The sequence below is a fragment of the Luteibacter sp. OK325 genome (assembly GCF_003050935.1).
In the GTDB taxonomy this organism is placed as follows: domain Bacteria; phylum Pseudomonadota; class Gammaproteobacteria; order Xanthomonadales; family Rhodanobacteraceae; genus Luteibacter.
In genome coordinates this window covers 577465-594359 of sequence record NZ_QAOX01000002.1, presented here as the reverse complement: position 1 = coordinate 594359, position 16895 = coordinate 577465, and the positions used below count along the sequence as shown (strand labels likewise).

14 protein-coding genes are annotated in these 16895 nt (G+C 64.8%); 6 read left to right on the top strand and 8 right to left on the bottom strand.

The window, feature by feature from the left end; all coding sequences use genetic code 11:
• The first annotated feature begins 110 nt into the window (after positions 1-110).
• Positions 111-2507, top strand: coding sequence for a TonB-dependent receptor (locus C8J98_RS06505; RefSeq protein ID WP_107912051.1), 2397 nt, complete (start codon positions 111-113; stop codon positions 2505-2507).
• On the opposite strand, the gene C8J98_RS06500 is transcribed toward C8J98_RS06505, so the two are convergent.
• From C8J98_RS06500 to C8J98_RS06490, 3 genes are all read right to left on the bottom strand, one after another.
• Positions 2491-3522, bottom strand: a complete 1032-nt coding sequence (locus C8J98_RS06500) for an LLM class flavin-dependent oxidoreductase (RefSeq protein ID WP_107912049.1) — start codon at positions 3520-3522, stop codon at positions 2491-2493. The two genes, C8J98_RS06505 and C8J98_RS06500, sit on opposite strands and share 17 nt — an antisense overlap.
• Complete coding sequence (locus tag C8J98_RS06495; RefSeq protein ID WP_107912047.1) at positions 3519-4451, bottom strand: alpha-L-glutamate ligase; 933 nt, start codon at positions 4449-4451, stop codon at positions 3519-3521. Before C8J98_RS06495 ends, C8J98_RS06500 begins: the two co-directional genes overlap by 4 nt.
• A gap of 165 nt (positions 4452-4616) precedes the next feature.
• Positions 4617-5315 (bottom strand): response regulator, encoded by a 699-nt coding sequence (locus tag C8J98_RS06490; RefSeq protein ID WP_107912045.1) that lies wholly within the window; start codon positions 5313-5315, stop codon positions 4617-4619.
• A gap of 756 nt (positions 5316-6071) precedes the next feature.
• Here C8J98_RS06490 and C8J98_RS06485 point away from each other — a divergent pair.
• The 5 genes from C8J98_RS06485 (at position 6072) to C8J98_RS06465 (ending at position 11378) form a co-directional block, all read left to right on the top strand.
• Entirely contained in the window at positions 6072-7442 is a 1371-nt protein-coding gene (locus C8J98_RS06485) for a serine hydrolase (RefSeq protein ID WP_107912043.1), read from the top strand.
• Between the two features lie 98 nt (positions 7443-7540).
• Positions 7541-8266, top strand: a complete 726-nt coding sequence (locus C8J98_RS06480) for a hypothetical protein (protein ID WP_107912042.1) — start codon at positions 7541-7543, stop codon at positions 8264-8266.
• 179 nt (positions 8267-8445) lie between these two features.
• Complete coding sequence (locus C8J98_RS06475) at positions 8446-9537, top strand: histidine kinase (protein WP_233260132.1); 1092 nt, start codon at positions 8446-8448, stop codon at positions 9535-9537.
• A complete protein-coding gene (locus C8J98_RS06470; protein ID WP_107912038.1) occupies positions 9534-10274 on the top strand; it encodes a LytTR family transcriptional regulator DNA-binding domain-containing protein in 741 nt (246 codons plus the stop codon). The genes C8J98_RS06475 and C8J98_RS06470 overlap by 4 nt, the downstream gene beginning before the upstream one ends.
• A 126-nt stretch (positions 10275-10400) precedes the next feature.
• Positions 10401-11378 carry a PD40 domain-containing protein gene (locus C8J98_RS06465; RefSeq protein WP_107912036.1) on the top strand — a complete coding sequence of 326 codons (978 nt, stop codon included), beginning with the start codon at positions 10401-10403 and terminating at the stop codon, positions 11376-11378.
• 45 nt (positions 11379-11423) lie between these two features.
• Here the strand turns inward: C8J98_RS06465 and C8J98_RS06460 are convergent, their stop codons facing one another.
• The 5 genes from C8J98_RS06460 to C8J98_RS06440 are packed head-to-tail and all read right to left on the bottom strand — an operon-like array spanning position 11424 to position 16868.
• Complete coding sequence (locus tag C8J98_RS06460; RefSeq protein WP_158272624.1) at positions 11424-12800, bottom strand: TolC family protein; 1377 nt, start codon at positions 12798-12800, stop codon at positions 11424-11426.
• The gene (locus C8J98_RS06455) at positions 12790-14385 is read right to left on the bottom strand and encodes an FUSC family protein (protein WP_107912032.1); all 1596 of its coding nucleotides are present in this window, start codon (positions 14383-14385) and stop codon (positions 12790-12792) included. Before C8J98_RS06455 ends, C8J98_RS06460 begins: the two co-directional genes overlap by 11 nt.
• Positions 14375-15403 (bottom strand): biotin/lipoyl-binding protein, encoded by a 1029-nt coding sequence (locus C8J98_RS06450; RefSeq protein ID WP_107912030.1) that lies wholly within the window; start codon positions 15401-15403, stop codon positions 14375-14377. Before C8J98_RS06450 ends, C8J98_RS06455 begins: the two co-directional genes overlap by 11 nt.
• The gene (locus C8J98_RS06445) at positions 15400-15603 is read right to left on the bottom strand and encodes a YtcA family lipoprotein (protein WP_107912028.1); all 204 of its coding nucleotides are present in this window, start codon (positions 15601-15603) and stop codon (positions 15400-15402) included. The genes C8J98_RS06450 and C8J98_RS06445 overlap by 4 nt, the downstream gene beginning before the upstream one ends.
• Positions 15600-16868 (bottom strand): helix-turn-helix domain-containing protein, encoded by a 1269-nt coding sequence (locus tag C8J98_RS06440; protein WP_158272623.1) that lies wholly within the window; start codon positions 16866-16868, stop codon positions 15600-15602. The genes C8J98_RS06445 and C8J98_RS06440 overlap by 4 nt, the downstream gene beginning before the upstream one ends.
• Positions 16869-16895: the final 27 nt, after the last annotated feature.

Below are 16895 nucleotides of genomic sequence, written 5' to 3'. Positions count from 1 at the left end.
GGCGCTGAGCCCGACCGCCGATCCGGCGGCTCGCTCCCCGGTCCCACGCGCGCCGCGCGGCTCGATGCCGCGTCGTCACGGCGTTGCCTGAAAAAACAAAGGAATACCCCATGAGGCATCCCCAGCCCTCGCGCGTCGCCCTGTCCGTGCTGATCGCGGCCGCCCTGTATACCAACGCGACCCACGCCCAGGACAAACCCACGGGCGATGGCAGCGATTCGGCCACGAAACTGCAAACCGTCGTGGTGACCGGGACCCGCTCGGTCAACCGTAGCCAGAGCAGCAGCCTGTCGCCCATCGACGTCGTTTCCGCGCAGGATCTCCAGTCCTTCGGCGATACGCAGCTCGGCGCGGTGCTGTCGCGGCTGGCTCCGTCGCTCAACTTTCCCCGGGCCCCGGGAAATGACGGCTCGGGCATCGTGCGTCCGGCCGCATTGCGTGGTCTATCCCCGGACGAGACGCTGGTTCTGGTCAACGGAAAGCGTTGGCACACAGGCGCTTTGCTCAACCTGCAGGGGGCACTGGGCCGCGGCTCCGCACCGGCCGATCTCAACTCCATTCCGCTTTCGGCCATCGATCACATCGAGATCCTGCGCGATGGCGCGTCGGCACAATATGGGTCGGACGCGATCGCGGGCGTGATCAATATTGTCCTGAAGGGTGCCGCAGGTCCGGGAACCAACGAGGCCAGTATCACCGCTGGCCGATACAGCGCCGGCGACGGTAAACAGTGGCAGGGAGAAGCCAGTCTTGGCGTGCCTCTTGGCGGTAACAAGGGCTGGGCGCGGCTGAGCGTGGTCGACGGCCATGCGGATGCCACCGATCGTGGCGGGCGCGACTATCGCGATCCCACCTCGCCGGTGTACGGCCAGCGCACGCAGCGGATCGGCGAGCCGGATATCCGCACCCACCAGGCGCTGTTGAACGTCCAGTACGCCCTGGCGTCGAACGTGGACTTCTACGCCTTCGCCGATACCAGCAGTCGCGAAGGCACGTCGCCGGCGCTCTTTCGCACGTACAACGGAACGCGCAACGTGCCGTCCATCTATCCCGATGGCTATCTGCCGCTCAACGATGTGCGGTCGATCGACAGCGCCATCGTCGCCGGTGTTCGCGGTACAACCCAAAGCGGCTGGCGTTGGGACATCAGCGGCAATTACGGCCGTAACCGGGTGAGCATCGATCCGATCCATACGCTCAACGTGGACCTGGGCGCGGCCAGCCCCACGCGTTTCAACGCTGGCCGGCTGATCGCCACGCAGAAGGCCTTCGACGTCGACATCGCCCGGGATCTTGCGCTGGGATGGCTGGATAACCCGGTGACGCTGGCCTTCGGTGTCGAATACCTGCATCAGGAGTACGCAATCGAGCCGGGCGATCCGGCCTCGTATTTCGGCACGGGCTCGCAGGGGTTTCCCGGTTTCACCCCTGGGGATTCCGGTAAGCATAGCCGCCACGATGTTGCCGAGTACGTGAGCCTCGAGAACCAGATCACCGACAAGCTCAGTGGCTCACTGGCCGTGCGTCATGAAGACTACACAGACTTCGGCAACACGACCTCGGGCACGTTGTCGGCGCGCTATGACTTTACCGATAGCTTCGCGCTGCGCGGTACCGCCGGTACGGGTTTCCGCGCGCCTTCGCTGCCCCAGCAGTACTACTCCACCACGTCGACCAATGTGATCGGCGGCATGCCGACGCAGATCCGCAACTTTGCCGTGAACGACCCGGTGGCACAGGCCCTTGGGGCCGAGCCCCTGAAGGCCGAGAAGTCGCACAACTACACCCTTGGCGCGGTATACGCGCCAGGCGCGTGGACGCTTTCGCTGGACCTCTACCAGATCACCATCGGTGATCGCATCGTGCCTTCGGAGAACCTCGTCGGCGACCAGGTTCAGGGGTATCTGCAAAGCCAGGGCTTCTCGAATATCCAGGGTGGCAGTTACTTCACCAATGCCCTGAAGACACGCACGCGCGGTGTCGACTTCAGCAGCGGTTATCGCCTCGACCTCGGCACGGCCGGGACGCTGCAGTTCACCGCTGCCTACAATCGCAACCACACGTCGATCCTTTCCGTCGCGCCCAATCCCCCCGCGTTGGCGGAGAACGGGCTGGAGCTGGTACGGGTAGGCCATATCGCGCAGGGCTACATCACGAACGGTGCGCCGCGCGACAAGATCGCTCTGGGAACCGACTACGGCCTTGGTCACTGGAACCTGCACGGCGCGCTTACCCGCTATGGCCAGTTCACCGTCAACCAGGATCCGGTCAGCAACCCCGGCTTCGACCAGGTCTTCCCGGCGCGCTGGTTGCTGGACCTGTCGGCCAGCTACGCGCTAAGCGGCTGGACGTTCACCGCGGGTGCCGACAACCTCACCAATGTCTACCCACAGAAGTACAAAGCCGGAAGCGATGGCGCCGTGGGTGGCACATGGCCGTACCCGGATTACTCACCGTTCGGCTACAGCGGGCGTTATCTCTACACGCGGGTCAGCTATCGCTGGTGAGCTGGATCACCTGCCGTGAAAACCGCTCCATTTCCTCCAGCTGCGGGCTCATCTGCAACAACAGCAGGTCGAGGCCCGCGGCGGAGAATTCGGCGATGCGTGCACGGACCTGCTCGGGCGTACCGACCAGGCCGGGACGCAGGCCGCGATTGGACACGGAGTATTCCTTGATCTTCAGCTCGCGCTCGAGCTGGGTTCCGGAAAGCCACTGGTCGAAGTTGGCGAAGCCGGGAGCCTCGGTGTCCAGTTCCGTGATGCGCTCGACTTCGGCCAGCGCCTCTTCTTCGGTGTCCCGCACGATCGCATAGGCGGCCATGCCGTATTGCATCGGCGGCAAGCCGAGGCGTTCACGACGGGCTCGCATGTCCGCGATCTTCTCGGCAATGAATTCGGGTTCGTCGCCGTGCATGACATAGGCGTCGCAGCGTTCGGCGATGAGTGACTTGGCCGCCTCGGATTCTCCACCGGCATAGATGGTGGGACGGGGCGACGAAAGCGGCTTCGGTTCGCAGATGGCATCTTTCAGCTGGTAGCGCTCGCCCGTGAAGGTGAAGGGGGTCTGCGACCAGAGACCGTCGACCACCTGAAGCCACTCGTTTGTTCGTGCGTAACGGTCGTCGTGCTGGTCGAATTGCAGGCCGTACTGGTTGGCCTCGTCAGCCCACCAGGAGGACACCACGTTCAGGGCAAGCCGGCCGCCGGAGATGCGGTCGATATTGGCGGCCTGCTTGGCGAACAAGGCTGGCTGGTGAAAATTGGGGCGCACCGCCACCATGATCTCCAGCTTGTGCGTCACCGCCGCCAGCGCGGCCGCACTCGACCAGGCGTCAAGCGCGGGCTCGGTAACACCCTTGATGTCGTTGAGGTTCAGTTCGGCGATGAGCGTGAGATCGTAGCCAATCTCCTCGGCGCGTCGGCAAAGGCGGCTGAGATACTCCCAGCTGGCTTCCATGTTTTCATCGCGGACGTTGCGTAACCATCCGCCGAAAACCGGTGCCCAGAATCCATACCTCATGCTGCTTTCCCCGTGGTGGCGTCGATGGCGTGTGTCAGGTAGTCGACCAGCTTCTCGTGTGGATCCCAGCCCAGCACGTTGAGCGGGTCGGCGACGAAATTGGAAAGGCCGTTGATGTCGTAGAAGCGACGGGCGCCGTCGCGATCGTCGATCATGAACTCGATGCCGCCGATATCGAGCTTCGCTGCGCGAGCGATGGCTTCGACCGCGCGGATGGCTTCCGGATCGGGCCTGTACTCGCGCACCGTGACCGTCGGCTTGTCGATCAGGCAGACATCGGCGGGGCACAGGTCGAACGTTCCGCCGTCGGTATTGAGGGAGATGGCGTAAAGAAACTTGCCGTCCAGGGTTTCCATGCGAACCATGTGCTGGTCGCGCGCGGGGATGTATTCCTGCACCAGGGTGACGCTGTCGATGCCCTTCGGCGTGGTGCCGTCGGCAACGGCCTGCTTCAACTCGTCCAGCGTGTCGTAGCGTGACACTCCGGCGCCCGACCCACCGATGTTCACCTTCACGATGACAGGAAAGCGAAGGCCTTTCGTGGCGGCGACGATGTCGGCCTGCCGATGAACGACATGCGTGGCGGGGATATCCAGGCCCAGCGACTTGATCACCGACATCTGGCGCGCCTTGGACGCGTCGATGGCGAGGGCGGGGGTACCGTTGATCACCCGCGTACCGTTCAACTCCCAGTGCGCGTAAAGCGATTGCGCGTAGAAAATGGGGTGCTCGTCCTGACGCAGGAACGAGCTCATCGCCAGGCGGCTGAACACCAACGGAGCCGGTGCGTCCTTCTCCGCGATATCGAATCCATGGTCCTGGAACTGGATGGCCTGGTACGCCACGCCGCGACGATCGAGTGTGGCGAAGAGCGGTTTGAACCATTCGGGGTGTTCGTAAACGATCGCCAGGGACGGTGAATTCGGCATGCGAGGGGCTTCGGGCTGTATTGACTTCCAGAGGATTCACATGGCTCGTAGTCAAAGTCAAGTGAAGATGGAAGTATGGACGTCCCAATGCTCATACGCGCGTGCGGCCTTGGCGTAGGATCTTTCGGCGTTGAAGCGGCTCCTATGGGAGGCGTCACCGAATTTCTAGCCGAGGCGCTCTACCAGGGCCGTCAACGCGTCTATTCCGTACGGCTTGCTCAGGATGGGTAGCTGGCGGTATTTCGTGGGCAGCTCATTGGGCCGGAAGCCCGTGAGCATTGCGACGGGAAGCCCGGTGGCACGAACGCGGTCGATGAAGGAGTCGCACTGGCCGTCCAGCAAGGTGTAGTCCACGAGGACGACCGTCGGTTGTCGGCGCAGCATCTGATTGGCGGTCCGGGCGTCTCTTGCGCAACCGACCACCGTCATGCCCGAACGCGCCAGTGCCTGGACCATGGTGTCCGTGAGCGTCGGGTCGTCTTCCACGATCAGGACTCGTGGCGAGCGGGCAGGCCTGGGATGATCCGGGACAGTCGCCATCGATCGCCTGCCTGAGAACTTTATCCAGGCAATATCCGGGTGAGCGACAGCATGGCTTGCCGCAAGCGTCGCCAGTTCATCCGCGAGGTCCAGAAGCGCGACGCCCAGCTCCGGCAGCGGAGCGGCTTCGTTCGTGCCCAGCGCAGCCATCACGCTCGCCGCCGCGGCCATGATCCGCAGCTGGCCTGATTCACGCGCTTCTATGACAACCAGGGCGGCCAGGAACCGGGCTTCGGTCAGGTCCTTGGAGACCACCGCATCGGCGAGCTCCGCAGCGTCGCTGATGATGTCCGACGAAGATGTGAACGTGTTCCGGTCATTCATGGCTAGCCTCCGGAATCTCTGCCGCCCCGGATATTACTCCCGGTCAGAGCAAGGAAAAAGTTCTTCGCGGATTACCGGGGCCGGGCGCTCAGCTTTCAGGCCGTGCATTCTTTCGCACCTCGCGCATGGCTCGCCGTCGCCGTCGCCCTCTACACTTGGGCGTCTCGCGGGGGAGACCTTGGTGCCCACCCTCGCTGCTCAGACAGTCCTCCGCGTTCGGTGCGGAAGGCCGCTTCGCGGCCCATGTATCTATCTGGCCTACGGCCGCTCCACTTGTGCGGAACTCGCCTCGAGGGTGGACACCAAGGTCTCTCACGACGATACGGTTGGGTGGAAGGAGAGCCGTTGCGTGGTGCCGTCGTTGCCCCCGACCGTTGTCGGAGCCCGGGGCGATGCGGACGCGGTTGCTAGCACCCGGTTGCCCAACACCTTCCTCGCGCCCGTGCTGACATGCCGGCCGACGATGCTGCCGCGCGCGCTTTGGCTCGACCCACGCGAACCTCAGGGCTCGGGAGAGCCTTCGGTGCCCACCCTCGAGGCGAGTTCCGCACAAGTGAGCGGCCGCAGGCCACATAAGACATGGGCCGCGAAGCGGTCTTCCGAACCGAGCGCGGAGGACTGTCTGAGCAGCGAGGGTGGGCACCGAAGGCTCTGCGCCCCTTCGTCCCCGATTCTGCACGGTTCGTCCCTTACCGCTGGCACGCGCGGCGGTGAGGGGCGAAAGTACTGCCCTGACCAGAGGGGAGGGAAGGGCGCATGGTTTCTCGCAGCATCAAGATCGTCGGCGGCGTGGTGGTGGTCCTCGTGGCGGGGGCAGCCGGCTTCCATGCGCTATCGGTCGGCGATCTCTTCCGCACGGCGACCAACTCGGTGAGCCGTTCGCTTTGCGGCGCGGCCTTCATCTCGCACGTGGATCCCGACCGCCTCTTCCGCGAGGAGCAGCTGCCGAACATGCGCAGCATCGGATGGGCGCTTCGATACGATGTCGACAGCCAACGGCGCGAGGTGCGGACGACGGTGCTGGGCGCATTCGGGGCGCGGGCGGTGTATCGGGATGGGCTGGGATGCCTGCTCATTCACGGCAACGAGGAAGTGCCCGATGTCGCTGGCCTTGGTCCCGCCAGTACCACGGATGTTAACGATGCCGGCGATGTGTCCGACCCCATGGGCTCCGTGGTCGTCGAGCCCACCGACCCGGCCATCCGTCAGGCGCTCGACGAGGCCTTTTCCGAACCCGACCCGAAGAATCCGCGACTGACCAAGGGCATCGTCGTGCTCCACGACGGCAAACTGATCGCGGAGCGCTATGCGCCCGGCTATGGGCCGAAAACGCCGATCTGGGGGCATTCCCTGTCGAAGTCGGTCACCAACGCCGTGGTCGGCATTCTGGTCGGCCAGGGCAGGCTTCGCAGGGATGGCACCGTCGATCACCTGCTGCGAATGGATAGTGGCCTGCCTTTCGACGAGACCGACGGTCCGCTCAACCCGATGTCGCGCATGTTCTTCCTCGAAAGCGACATGGCCCGGTATGCGGCCACCGTGCCGCCAGGGCATCCACCCGGTACCGCCTGGGCGTATAGCAACCTCGGTTACGTGCTGCTCTCGCGCATGGCGATGGATGCTGCAGGCGCTCGCGATGCCGTCGCCGCGGAACGCTTCGTGCGCAGCGAGCTTTTCACGCCATTGGGAATGCGCCACGCGGTGATCGAGACCGATGGGGCGGGCACGCCCGTTGGTTCGAGCCATGTCTACGCCTCCACCCGGGACTTTGCTCGCTTCGGACAGCTTTACCTCGACGACGGCGTGGTCAACGGCCAACGCCTCCTCCCCGAGGGCTGGGTGTCTTACAGCCACTCGCAGACGCTCGATACGGGCTATGGCGCGGGTTTCTGGACCAACCTCGTCAACAAGGGCAGCGTGCCGGTCTGGGACGCCCCGTGGGGTCTGCCGGAGCTGCCGAAAGACATGTACTTCGCCCGCGGTGCCTTCGGTCAGTACATCGTGATCGTGCCGTCGGAGCGGCTGGTCGTTGCGCGCCTTGGCATCAGCATCCACGGCGGCACAGGCATCGGCGAGGTGGTCGCGAGGATCATCACGGCGCTCCATCGGCACGACGCATCTCCGTAATCCTTGCGACATACCTCTCCGTACCCGACTTTTGGGCGCTATCGGAAGCGGCCGCACGCCGCTAGGCTCGTTCGTGGCAGCTTTCCCGGGGATGAGGAATGAGCAGCGTGGACATTGGCCGGACCTCGTCGAGGGTCGTGCGGCCGCCGTTTTACCTTGTCATGTCGTTGGCGATGGCAGCGGTCATCATTGCCGGCTTCTCGCGCACGGTGCCGGACGATTTCACGGCCGGTACGAGGTTTCCGCTTCTGCTGGCCATCCACGGCATGGTTTTCACGCTGTGGATCGTGCTGTTCGTCGCGCAACCGGCAATCGTCGCGCGCGGCTCGCTGAAGCTTCACCGCCGGATCGGATGGATTGGCGCGGCGCTCGCCTTCGCGATGCTCGTGATGGGGTTGGCGGCTACTCTGTTCGCGATTCGCTTCAACGCCGTGCCGTCGTTCTTCCCGCCGCCGCTATTCCTCGTGATGAACACGATCGGCATCGTGGTGTTCGGTGGCCTGGTTACCGCGGGCGTGCTTGCGCGCAAGAAGGCGGAGTGGCACAAGCGCCTGATGCTCTGCGCGACCATCTCCATCCTCGGTCCCGGCATCGGGCGGCTGTTGCCGATGGAATCGTTTGGCCGCGCCGCGCCCATGGTGATGTTTGCCGCCATTCTGGCTTTCGGCCTGGCCGGGCCGATCTACGACATGATCATCCGGCGTCGCGTGCATCCGGCCTATATCTGGGGCGTTTCCACGATCATCGTCAGCATGGTCATTACCGGGCCGATCGCGTTCACACCCGCTGCCCGGGCGCTGGTGGCATTCATCCGTCCGGCGTAGTTGCGACGACCGTTAGACACGCGAACCGTACCGCTTGTCACAGGCGCCACGCCGTCCGCCCTGTTGCGCAGGACACCCGCGCCATCTTGTCGTAGCGTTCCACCATGCACCCGACTGACGGCACTGTTCTGGACCTGGAACCCCTCGCATACTTGACCCGTTCCGTTGGGGAAAACGCCGTGACCGATCCGATGACATGGCCAGCGTGGAAGAAGTGGGGCCTCGTGCTGGCCCTGTGGACAGTACTTGCCGTGTCCTATGCAGCGAGTTCGGTGATCTCTTCCCGCGCGGAAGGCCACAGTGTCGGTTGGGGCAGGCCCCTCATCTGGACCTTCATCGACTTCTACCTGTGGATGTTCATCACGCCGCTGGTCGCCTGGCTTGGCCGGGTGACCACCAAGGAAAACTGGGGTCGCTTCCTTGCCATCCATGTGCCGGCCGGTCTGGTTCTGGCGACGGCGCAGGTCCTGCTCACGCTGACCCTGTACTGGTCGATCTGCGGGCCATCGCCTTCGATGAAGGACATTTCCTTCGGGGCCTTCGTGCACATGCAGTTCGTCTACAACGCCCACCTGAGTTTCATCACGTACTGGGTGTTGCTGGTATTGCTTCGCGCGATCGACTCGCAGCAGCGTCTGCGCGACGAGCGACTGCGTAACTCACACCTGGAAACGCAGCTCGTCCAATCCCAGCTGCAGACGCTTCGCGTGCAACTTCAGCCACATTTCCTCTTCAATACGTTGAATGCCATCTCGGCGCTCGCGCTTGCCGATCCCATGCAGGCGCGCCTGATGATTTCGCGGCTCAGCGATTTCCTCCGGCTCACGCTGGAGGAGCGGCACGCGCAACAGGTACCGCTGTCGCGTGAGCTCGAGTTCCTGGAGTGCTACCTCGGTATCCAGCAGGTGCGTTTCCAGGACCGGCTGGTCACCCATATGGATGTAGCCGGCGACACGGTGCGTGCGCTTGTGCCCAACATGATCCTGCAGCCGCTTGTGGAAAACGCCCTGCGACACGGCCTCCTGGACAAGCCCGAGCGGGGCACGCTGTGTATCGTGACGCGTCGCCATGGCGACGATCTGCACGTGCAGGTCGACGACGACGGGCTCGGACTGCCGCCGGAGGGTGCCAAAGACGGCATTGGCCTGGGAAACACGCGAACCCGGCTGAACATGCTTTTCGGTGGCTCGGCCACGCTCGAGCTGTCGCGGCGCGCCGATGGTGGCACGCGCGTGGAGATGCGCTTCCCGTACCGGGAGCAGGTGGCATGAGCGCGCCGGCCATCCGTGCATTGCTCGTCGACGATGAAATGCTCGCGCGCCTTGCGCTTCGCCAGGCGCTGGCCTCGCACCCGGATATCGCCGTCGTGGGTGAGTGCGGCAACGCAGCTGAGGCGAAGCAGGCCATCGCGGCACTGGAGCCGGAGCTCCTCTTCCTGGACATCCGCATGCCCGGGATGGACGGCTTCCGTCTTCTGCACGGGATGCAGCGAACTGCGTTGCCAATGATCGTCTTCGCGACAGCCTACGGCCAGCACGCCTTGCGGGCTTTTGACGCCAATGCCATCGACTACCTGCTGAAGCCGATCGACCAGGCCCGGTTCGACCAGGCCATGTGTCGGGTGCGGCAGCACTGGCAGGGCCTCAACGTCGCCCCGACAACCGCGGCGACGTCGTACCTGCAACGGATCAGTGTGCCGAGCGGCGAACATATCCGCGTCATCGCTACCGCGGACATCGACTGGATCCGCGCGGATGGCAACTACGTACGTATCCATGCCGCCGGTACATCACACCTGCATCGTGAACCGCTGACGGGACTGCTGGCGACGCTCGACCCCACGCGATTCCTTCGCATCCACCGGGGCATCGTGGTCAATGTGGACCGTATCGCCGAAGTGCATCCGCTCTTCCAGGGCAGTGCGGAAGTGGTTCTGCATGACGGTACGCGGCTCAACCTCAGCCGCCGCTTTCGCGCAAGTGCGCGCCATGCGTTGGGCATGAGCTGACCGTTCGCACCGCGCTGCGCGCCGTTCGTCCCACACGCAACACCATCGATCACATTTCGCATGCGGGTGCCTTCGCGAAGGCTCATCGTTCATGGGGTCAAGCCACCCTGTGACGAGGAACAAGTCATGCGATCGAGCACCTACATCCTGACGACCAGTCTCTTTCTCGGCCTTATCGCCGCCACTGCCATGGCCGGCGAGCTGCTGGCCCCCGGTGTCATCTCCACGGGACTGCAGGAGACGTCCGCGGCGGTGACCCCCGATGGGAAGACTGTCTATTTCATGCGATCGGACTTTGCAGAGAAGGACGATACGATCCTGGTCTCGCGCCGCGACGGAAAGCAGTGGTCCACGCCCGAGATCGCGCCGTTCTCCGGGCAGTGGCACGACTCTGAACCGGCCATTTCACCGGACGGCAAGCGTCTCTACTTCGTGTCGAACCGTCCCGTGCAGGAAGGCGGTACCGCGCTCGTCGCGGAGCTGGGTGGCAAGCAGTTCCCGGGCACGAATCTCTGGTACGTCGAACAACAGCCGAACGGTAAGTGGAGTGCGCCGGTACATGTCGATGGGCAGCTCAACGACGGCGCGCAGATCTACAATCCATCCATCGCCGCCAACGGCAACATTTACTTCTCCGCCCATCGTCCCGACTCGGGCAAGCTGTATCAGATTTATGTCGCAAGGCGCACGCCGTCGGGGTACTCGCCGCCGGAGCGTGTCGAGCTCGGTGACGTGGCGCAGAACCGCATGGACCCTGGTATCGATCCCCAGGAGCGTTACATCGTGTACTCGGGCAACGAGGGCGATTCGGTCGGTAGCACTGACATCTACATCAGCTTCCGGGGGGACGATGGGAAATGGGCGAAGCCGGAGCGTCTTCCCGGCGACATCAACAGCGCATCGCTGGACATCGCCCCGGTGCCTGGTCGCGTCTTCGGCGAGCTCTACCTGTCAAGCAACCGCTCCGATGGTCCGCGTTATCCGAAAGTTCACGACGACCTGGGATCGCTACAGCATCGTCTGGCCTCACCGGAAAATGGCTCGCGCAATATCTGGCATTTCGATATTTCGCTCACCTTGAAGGGGCATGGTCTGGACCGGTGAGGGGGCATCTGAAGCCGCGCATCGTCAGTCGGACCGTGTCAGCGGTCATGGCAGGCGCTCCGCGGTCGCCCTGGACTGACCGGTTGCCAACGCTAATGCGGCGGCCGCCGTGAAAGCACTGGCGCGCGCGTCCTCCTCGTCGGCCCGTGCCGTGCTCAGCGCATTGGCTTCGCCAGCCAGGTCGTCAAAGGTCGCCAGGCCATGGCGGAAGGCAGCCAGCGAAGCATCATGGGCGATGGTCGCGGTGCGCGTGACTTCAGCGGCCGCGGTTGCCGAGGCGAGCGCGGTCTGCAAGGCACTGAAGGCCTCGGCGACCTGCTTGCCGGCGACGTCCCGGGACCGGTGATAGGCATCCGTCGCGGCATCGCGCTGGGCGGTCGCGAGGGCCAGCTTCGACCGCCGGGCGCCGCCGTCGAAGAGCGTCCATGAGAACTGCAGGAAGATCGCGCCACCCGGCCGGTGAACGGACGACCAGGGCCCGCCGTCCGAACGAAGGCGCCCGTCGTTGAAGAAGGCCTGTCCGGTGGCACCGATGGTGGGTCGAAAATCCGCGGACGCTTCGCGTATCGCCGCATCGGCCGCGTCGATCTTGCCTTTCGCAGCGATCAGGTCCGGCCGGTCGGACAAGGCCTCGTTCACGTACTTGTCCACGTTGCTGGCAGGCGGAAGCGGAAGCACCTCGGCGGCATTGTCGGCAACCTCCAGTGCGCTCCCGGCCGGCAAGCCGATATCGGCGATGAGGGTAGCGCGCGCGAGGTCGGCCGTGCCCTGCGCGCGGACCACGGTGAACCGCGCCTGCGCAAGCTGTCGGTCCGAGCGTGCCTGCTCGACCGAGGTGGCAACACCACGTTGGCGGCGCTCACTCACCGCGTCGTTGTCGATACGCGCGGTGTCGAGACCTTTCTTCGCGGCACCCAGCTTGCCAGCGGACGCGCCGAGCGCGTAATAGTCGTGGCTGACCGTGTAAACGAGCGTCTGGTGAGCGCCGGTGAACGCGACGTTGGCGATAAAGGTCTGCGCGTTGGCACGGTCGAGATTGGCATCGCGCCGCCCGAAGTCGAACAGCAACCACTTTGCGGTAAGGGTGGGAATGACCTCGCGTGTGTCGGAGACGAAGTAGCCCTTGGGAACGAGATTCGATGGCACCGGCAGTGGCGTTCGCTGCGCACCGCCAAGTGCTTCGATGGCAATCTGCGGCAGGTAGGCGCTGCGCGCGATGCCGGCGCCTGCTGCCGCGGCGCGCGCTTCATTCCAGGCCTCGCGTGTTTCGGGACTGAGCTGTTCGGCCATGTCGATCAGCGCCGCGAGATCGTAGCGCTGGCCGGGAACGACATGGACCGGTGCCTCTTCGGGAGGTGTGGCCATGGCTGCCCGGGACAGCAACGCAAGCGCGTAAAAGGCTGCGCGAGGGCTAACGTGCATGTGTCGTCTCCTCGTCCAGCGCATCCAGCGCCTTGAGCATCGACGCGCGGATGCCTTCGTCTGCACCGGGTTCCACAAGGCACACGTTGGACCAGGCCACCACCTGCGCGAGCGGCGCAAGCATGCCCAGCGGTGCAGCCTCCGGGTGTCGCGCTTCACCGATATCGAAGGACGCAAGCAGGCTCAGGCGCGACCCTTCTTCCAGGTCGACGGCGGTGGCGACGATGTCCACCGCGGCCGGCGGCTTTTTTTCGTTGAGCAGCCGCGCCTGCCGCCTGATCACACGGGCGAGCACGGCCTTCGCCGCCGCGGTCGTGCTGACGGGCCATAGCGTCGAGAACACCAGCGACATGGCGACATTGCCCAGCACGATGCCGACCAGTCGATCGCGCAGCACCGTGAGGTCATCGGTCGGTCCGCTGTCCTGAAGCACGCCGAGGTAGAAGGCAAAGGCCATCTGCAGGCCGGCATAGGCGAGCAGCGGGCTGGCGGTGGCTACCCATGTGCAGAGCAGGGTGACCGAAGCGAACAGCACGACGAAACCGCCGATATCGTCCATGACGGGAAACAGGAAGACGATCGACACACCGGCCAGTACGCCGCCGATAAGCGCTCCGGAGAGTCGAAGCCCGAGTTTGTGGATGGTTTCGCCTGTGCTGCTCAGGGCGACGAAGAAGCAGGTGATGATCGAGGTGCGGATACCTGACCAGTCCAGTCCCGAATAGAGGATGTAACAGAGCATGGCGGCGAGCGTGGCCTTGAAGGCGAACCTCACCCTTGCCACGTGATCGCGCTGGGCAGGCGACGGGGGCAGGGGCGTGCCGGTTTCATCGCCGGGGTTGTCCAGTTGCCTGGCGAAATGCTGCGTTGCGCGGGCCAGTAGCGCGTCGTTCCCGGCGGTTGAGTGGATCGCCGCGACTTGTTCGAGTTGCACGGCGGCAGCGAGACGACGCAGCGCCCGCGGACCGAGACGCGAAGCCAGGGTGGTGAGTTCGCGCAAGGAAATCGTCGGCGTGCGCAGGGCCACCCGTTCGCCAATGCCGTCGGCGAACACCGCGCCGGGCTTGCGCCCGACGAAAAGCTCGACCAGCGGTACCAGGGTGCAGGCGCAGAAGACCAGCAGAAGCAGCCACAACAGCAGGTGCGTCAGCGCCTCGGTATTCGGGATCTGGTCGACCAGCGTCTGCGTGACCACTAACATGAAGCCGCTGAGGAAGAAGATCGGTCCCACCTTCGGCATGCGCGACAGGTACATCGCCCCGAACATCACCACGGCCATGGCCGGCACCCGAAGCGCAGGCTCGCCGACGTCCGCGATATACAACAGGGTGCTGAAGGCGATGCCGGCCGTGGCGGCAGCAAGCGCACCGATGGACAGCGTGATCGACGTGACGACATCGCGCTGCGCTGCCATGAGCACCACATAGGCGCCATACGCGGGCAAGGGCACGCGGAAGACGAGGAACACCGTCGCAAGGAAGGTGGCGCAGCCGGTCATGCTGGCCATGCGCACCCAGCGCACGCGGTCCATCCTCAGCTCGCTGCGAACGATATTCACCCATGCCGTCCGGTCGTCAGTGAACATGGGGTCCCCGCACGACGACGGTCACCGTCGCGCCGATGCGCATGCGTGCCGGAGGCGGGTCATCGAGCAGGATCCGCACGGGAAAACGCTGGGCGATGACCACCCATTTCAGCGACCGCTCCACCGTGGGGAGTCCGGGACCGCCCCCCACGTCACCCTGCACGCCGGGACTGAGGCTCTCCACATGACCCGCTACGCTGCGCGCCGTATCGCCGAGCAGCCAGACAGCTGCGCGGTCCCCTACGGCAATCCCTGCCAGATCGGTCTCACGGAAGTCCGCCACCGCGTACCAATGACGCGCGTCGACCAGGGTAAACAGCGGGTGTCCGGCGACTGCGTACGTGCCTTCGGCAATCTGCAGCCCCGTCACCACACCGTCGAACGGCGCGACCAGCCGCGTCATGCGCAGGTCGCGTTCGGCCAGCAGCAGGGCGGCACGGGCACCTTCGAGCTGGGCTTCCAGCGTGTGCGTGTCGCTGACGCCTTGCCGCGCCTGATCGGCCTGGCTCGATGCCGCGTCCAGCGCGGCTGCGGCGGAGCGCTGGTTGGCCACGGCTTCGTCCAGCTTCTGCTGGGTGACATAGCCGGGGGCGACCATGGGCTGTAGCCGCGCGAGCGTTTCGTCGGCGAGTTTCAGCTGTGTCCGTGCACGTACGACATTCGTCTGCGCCGCCTGGGCGCCTGAGTTCTGCGAGGTGACCTGACGGCCAGCCAGGCTCACCTGTGCTTCGAGGGCGGCGACCTGCGCGTGTGCCTGGCGTAACCGCAGTTCATACGGTTCCGGGTCGATCACGACCAGCAGGTCACCGGCATGCACCGCCTGGTTGTCGTGTGCGTGGATCGCGACGATGCGCCCATCCACGTCGGGCGCGAGTGCCGTGGTGTCGGCATACAGATAGGCCACGTGAGTGCGTGGTTGCGAATCGATGCGGAAAAGCACCAGCGTGAAGAAACCGACCGCGAGGGCGACGGCGATGACGGTCGCCACCGTGCCGGCACGGCGCGAGGGCGCGTTCATGCCAGCCACACGAGGTAGCTGCCGAACGTAAACGCCGCGGCGCAGGCCAGATAGAAAAGGACCGGAAGCGGGAGCGCGGCATCCCAGTGCCGTGCCACGCAGATGGCGCGCACTACGAAGGCGAAGATCACCCCGAGCAAGGCGAAAAGCAGCCAGGTGGGAAAGAATGAGCCGAACACGGAAATGGTCGGTGAAATCATGGTCGCTCCGTAGCACCGGCACGATCGCTGACCTGCCGCAGTTGAATGGCAACGTGGAGCTTGGCCAGCCAGTTGATGTCACTCAGGTCCGCGCCGAGGATTTCCTCGATGCGACCGAGTCGGTAGTTGAGGGTGTTTGGGTGAATGCCCAGCCGCTCCGAGGCCTGCTTGCGGTGTTGGCCGTATTCGAAGAACAGTGACAGCGTCTGCAGGAGCTCCTGCTCGTGTGACAGGCGGTCGATCAGTGCCTCGAGGTAGCGCAGGGCGCTGTCCGAGCGCAGGGCACTTTCCTGGAGGACGAAGTCGGAATAGGAGGAGACCGGGCCGGCTACCGCCGTGAGCCGGCTCGACTCGAGGGCGCGGAGCGCCTCGTTGGCGCTCGCGGCCCAGCCGGTCGGCCCGGCGTTCATGAGGCCGATGCCAACGGCGCGGACGTCGCGCGTGCTGTCCATGACTTCGCTGGCATAGGCGCGCATGAAGGTATCCGTCGCAAGCACGGAGTCGCCGCGCACCGTCGGTAGCCAGATCAGCACATGGCCACGGTGAAACGTCCGGACAAGTTCACCGGCAGAAACTTTCAGGCAACGCGAGACCGAAAGCACGATGCGATCCAGTTCACCCTCCATGCGCGAGGGCAGTACTTCGGAAAGGTCGACATCGAGGGCCAGGGCTACTCGTGGCGTCTCGGGATCCAGACCGAGGGCTTCCGTCGTGCGTCGGAAGGCAGCCGCATCGTCCGGGAAGCTGAAGATGATGGTTAGCAGTTCGTAGCGCAGGGCATCCCGCCAGCGCGCGCGTTGGTATTGCTCGTCGACATAAGCGGACGCGAGCCGTTGTGAGATGGCGTCGAAGAAGTCGAGCAGGAAGGGAGAGAACAGGGTGAGCAGTTGCTCGCGACTCTCCGGGCCGCTGCCGCATTGCTCGAGCAGGGTGTGCCACAGTTCACGAGAGCCAAGGCGCACGGCGTGCAGAAGGCTGGGCAGGGGCACGCCCTGGTGCACGCGACGGCGGCTGGACTCGGCCATCGTCATGAGCTCTTCATCGCCGGGCGAGCGACCGTCGACGATGGCCCTCAGCCATAGCCGTGTCGCGAACTCCACCGACTCGCGCACGTCCGCCCGTATGGATGGCGGCAGCGCCGCGTAGGCCGGATCACCCTCAAGCAGTGCATGGCTCGCACGCTCGACGATGGCCTGCGGATGCCGAGCCAGCGCGATCGCCAGTTCGGCAAGACTGCCGCTTGCCCGCGGCACGAAGTGATCCATGCGAGGTCTCCATGGCCGGGCGCCAAG

Excerpts from the sequence above, each read along its gene's own strand:
- C8J98_RS06505 (WP_107912051.1), top strand. The coding sequence starts at position 111 with ATGAGGCATCCCCAGCCCTCGCGCGTCGCCCTGTCCGTGCTGATCGCG.
- C8J98_RS06500 (WP_107912049.1), bottom strand. The coding sequence starts at position 3,522 with ATGAGGTATGGATTCTGGGCACCGGTTTTCGGCGGATGGTTACGCAAC.
- C8J98_RS06495 (WP_107912047.1), bottom strand. The coding sequence starts at position 4,451 with ATGCCGAATTCACCGTCCCTGGCGATCGTTTACGAACACCCCGAATGG.
- C8J98_RS06490 (WP_107912045.1), bottom strand. The coding sequence starts at position 5,315 with ATGAATGACCGGAACACGTTCACATCTTCGTCGGACATCATCAGCGAC.
- C8J98_RS06485 (WP_107912043.1), top strand. The coding sequence starts at position 6,072 with ATGGTTTCTCGCAGCATCAAGATCGTCGGCGGCGTGGTGGTGGTCCTC.
- C8J98_RS06480 (WP_107912042.1), top strand. The coding sequence starts at position 7,541 with ATGAGCAGCGTGGACATTGGCCGGACCTCGTCGAGGGTCGTGCGGCCG.
- C8J98_RS06470 (WP_107912038.1), top strand. The coding sequence starts at position 9,534 with ATGAGCGCGCCGGCCATCCGTGCATTGCTCGTCGACGATGAAATGCTC.
- C8J98_RS06465 (WP_107912036.1), top strand. The coding sequence starts at position 10,401 with ATGCGATCGAGCACCTACATCCTGACGACCAGTCTCTTTCTCGGCCTT.
- C8J98_RS06460 (WP_158272624.1), bottom strand. The coding sequence starts at position 12,800 with ATGCACGTTAGCCCTCGCGCAGCCTTTTACGCGCTTGCGTTGCTGTCC.
- C8J98_RS06455 (WP_107912032.1), bottom strand. The coding sequence starts at position 14,385 with ATGTTCACTGACGACCGGACGGCATGGGTGAATATCGTTCGCAGCGAG.
- C8J98_RS06450 (WP_107912030.1), bottom strand. The coding sequence starts at position 15,403 with ATGAACGCGCCCTCGCGCCGTGCCGGCACGGTGGCGACCGTCATCGCC.
- C8J98_RS06445 (WP_107912028.1), bottom strand. The coding sequence starts at position 15,603 with ATGATTTCACCGACCATTTCCGTGTTCGGCTCATTCTTTCCCACCTGG.
- C8J98_RS06440 (WP_158272623.1), bottom strand. The coding sequence starts at position 16,868 with ATGGATCACTTCGTGCCGCGGGCAAGCGGCAGTCTTGCCGAACTGGCG.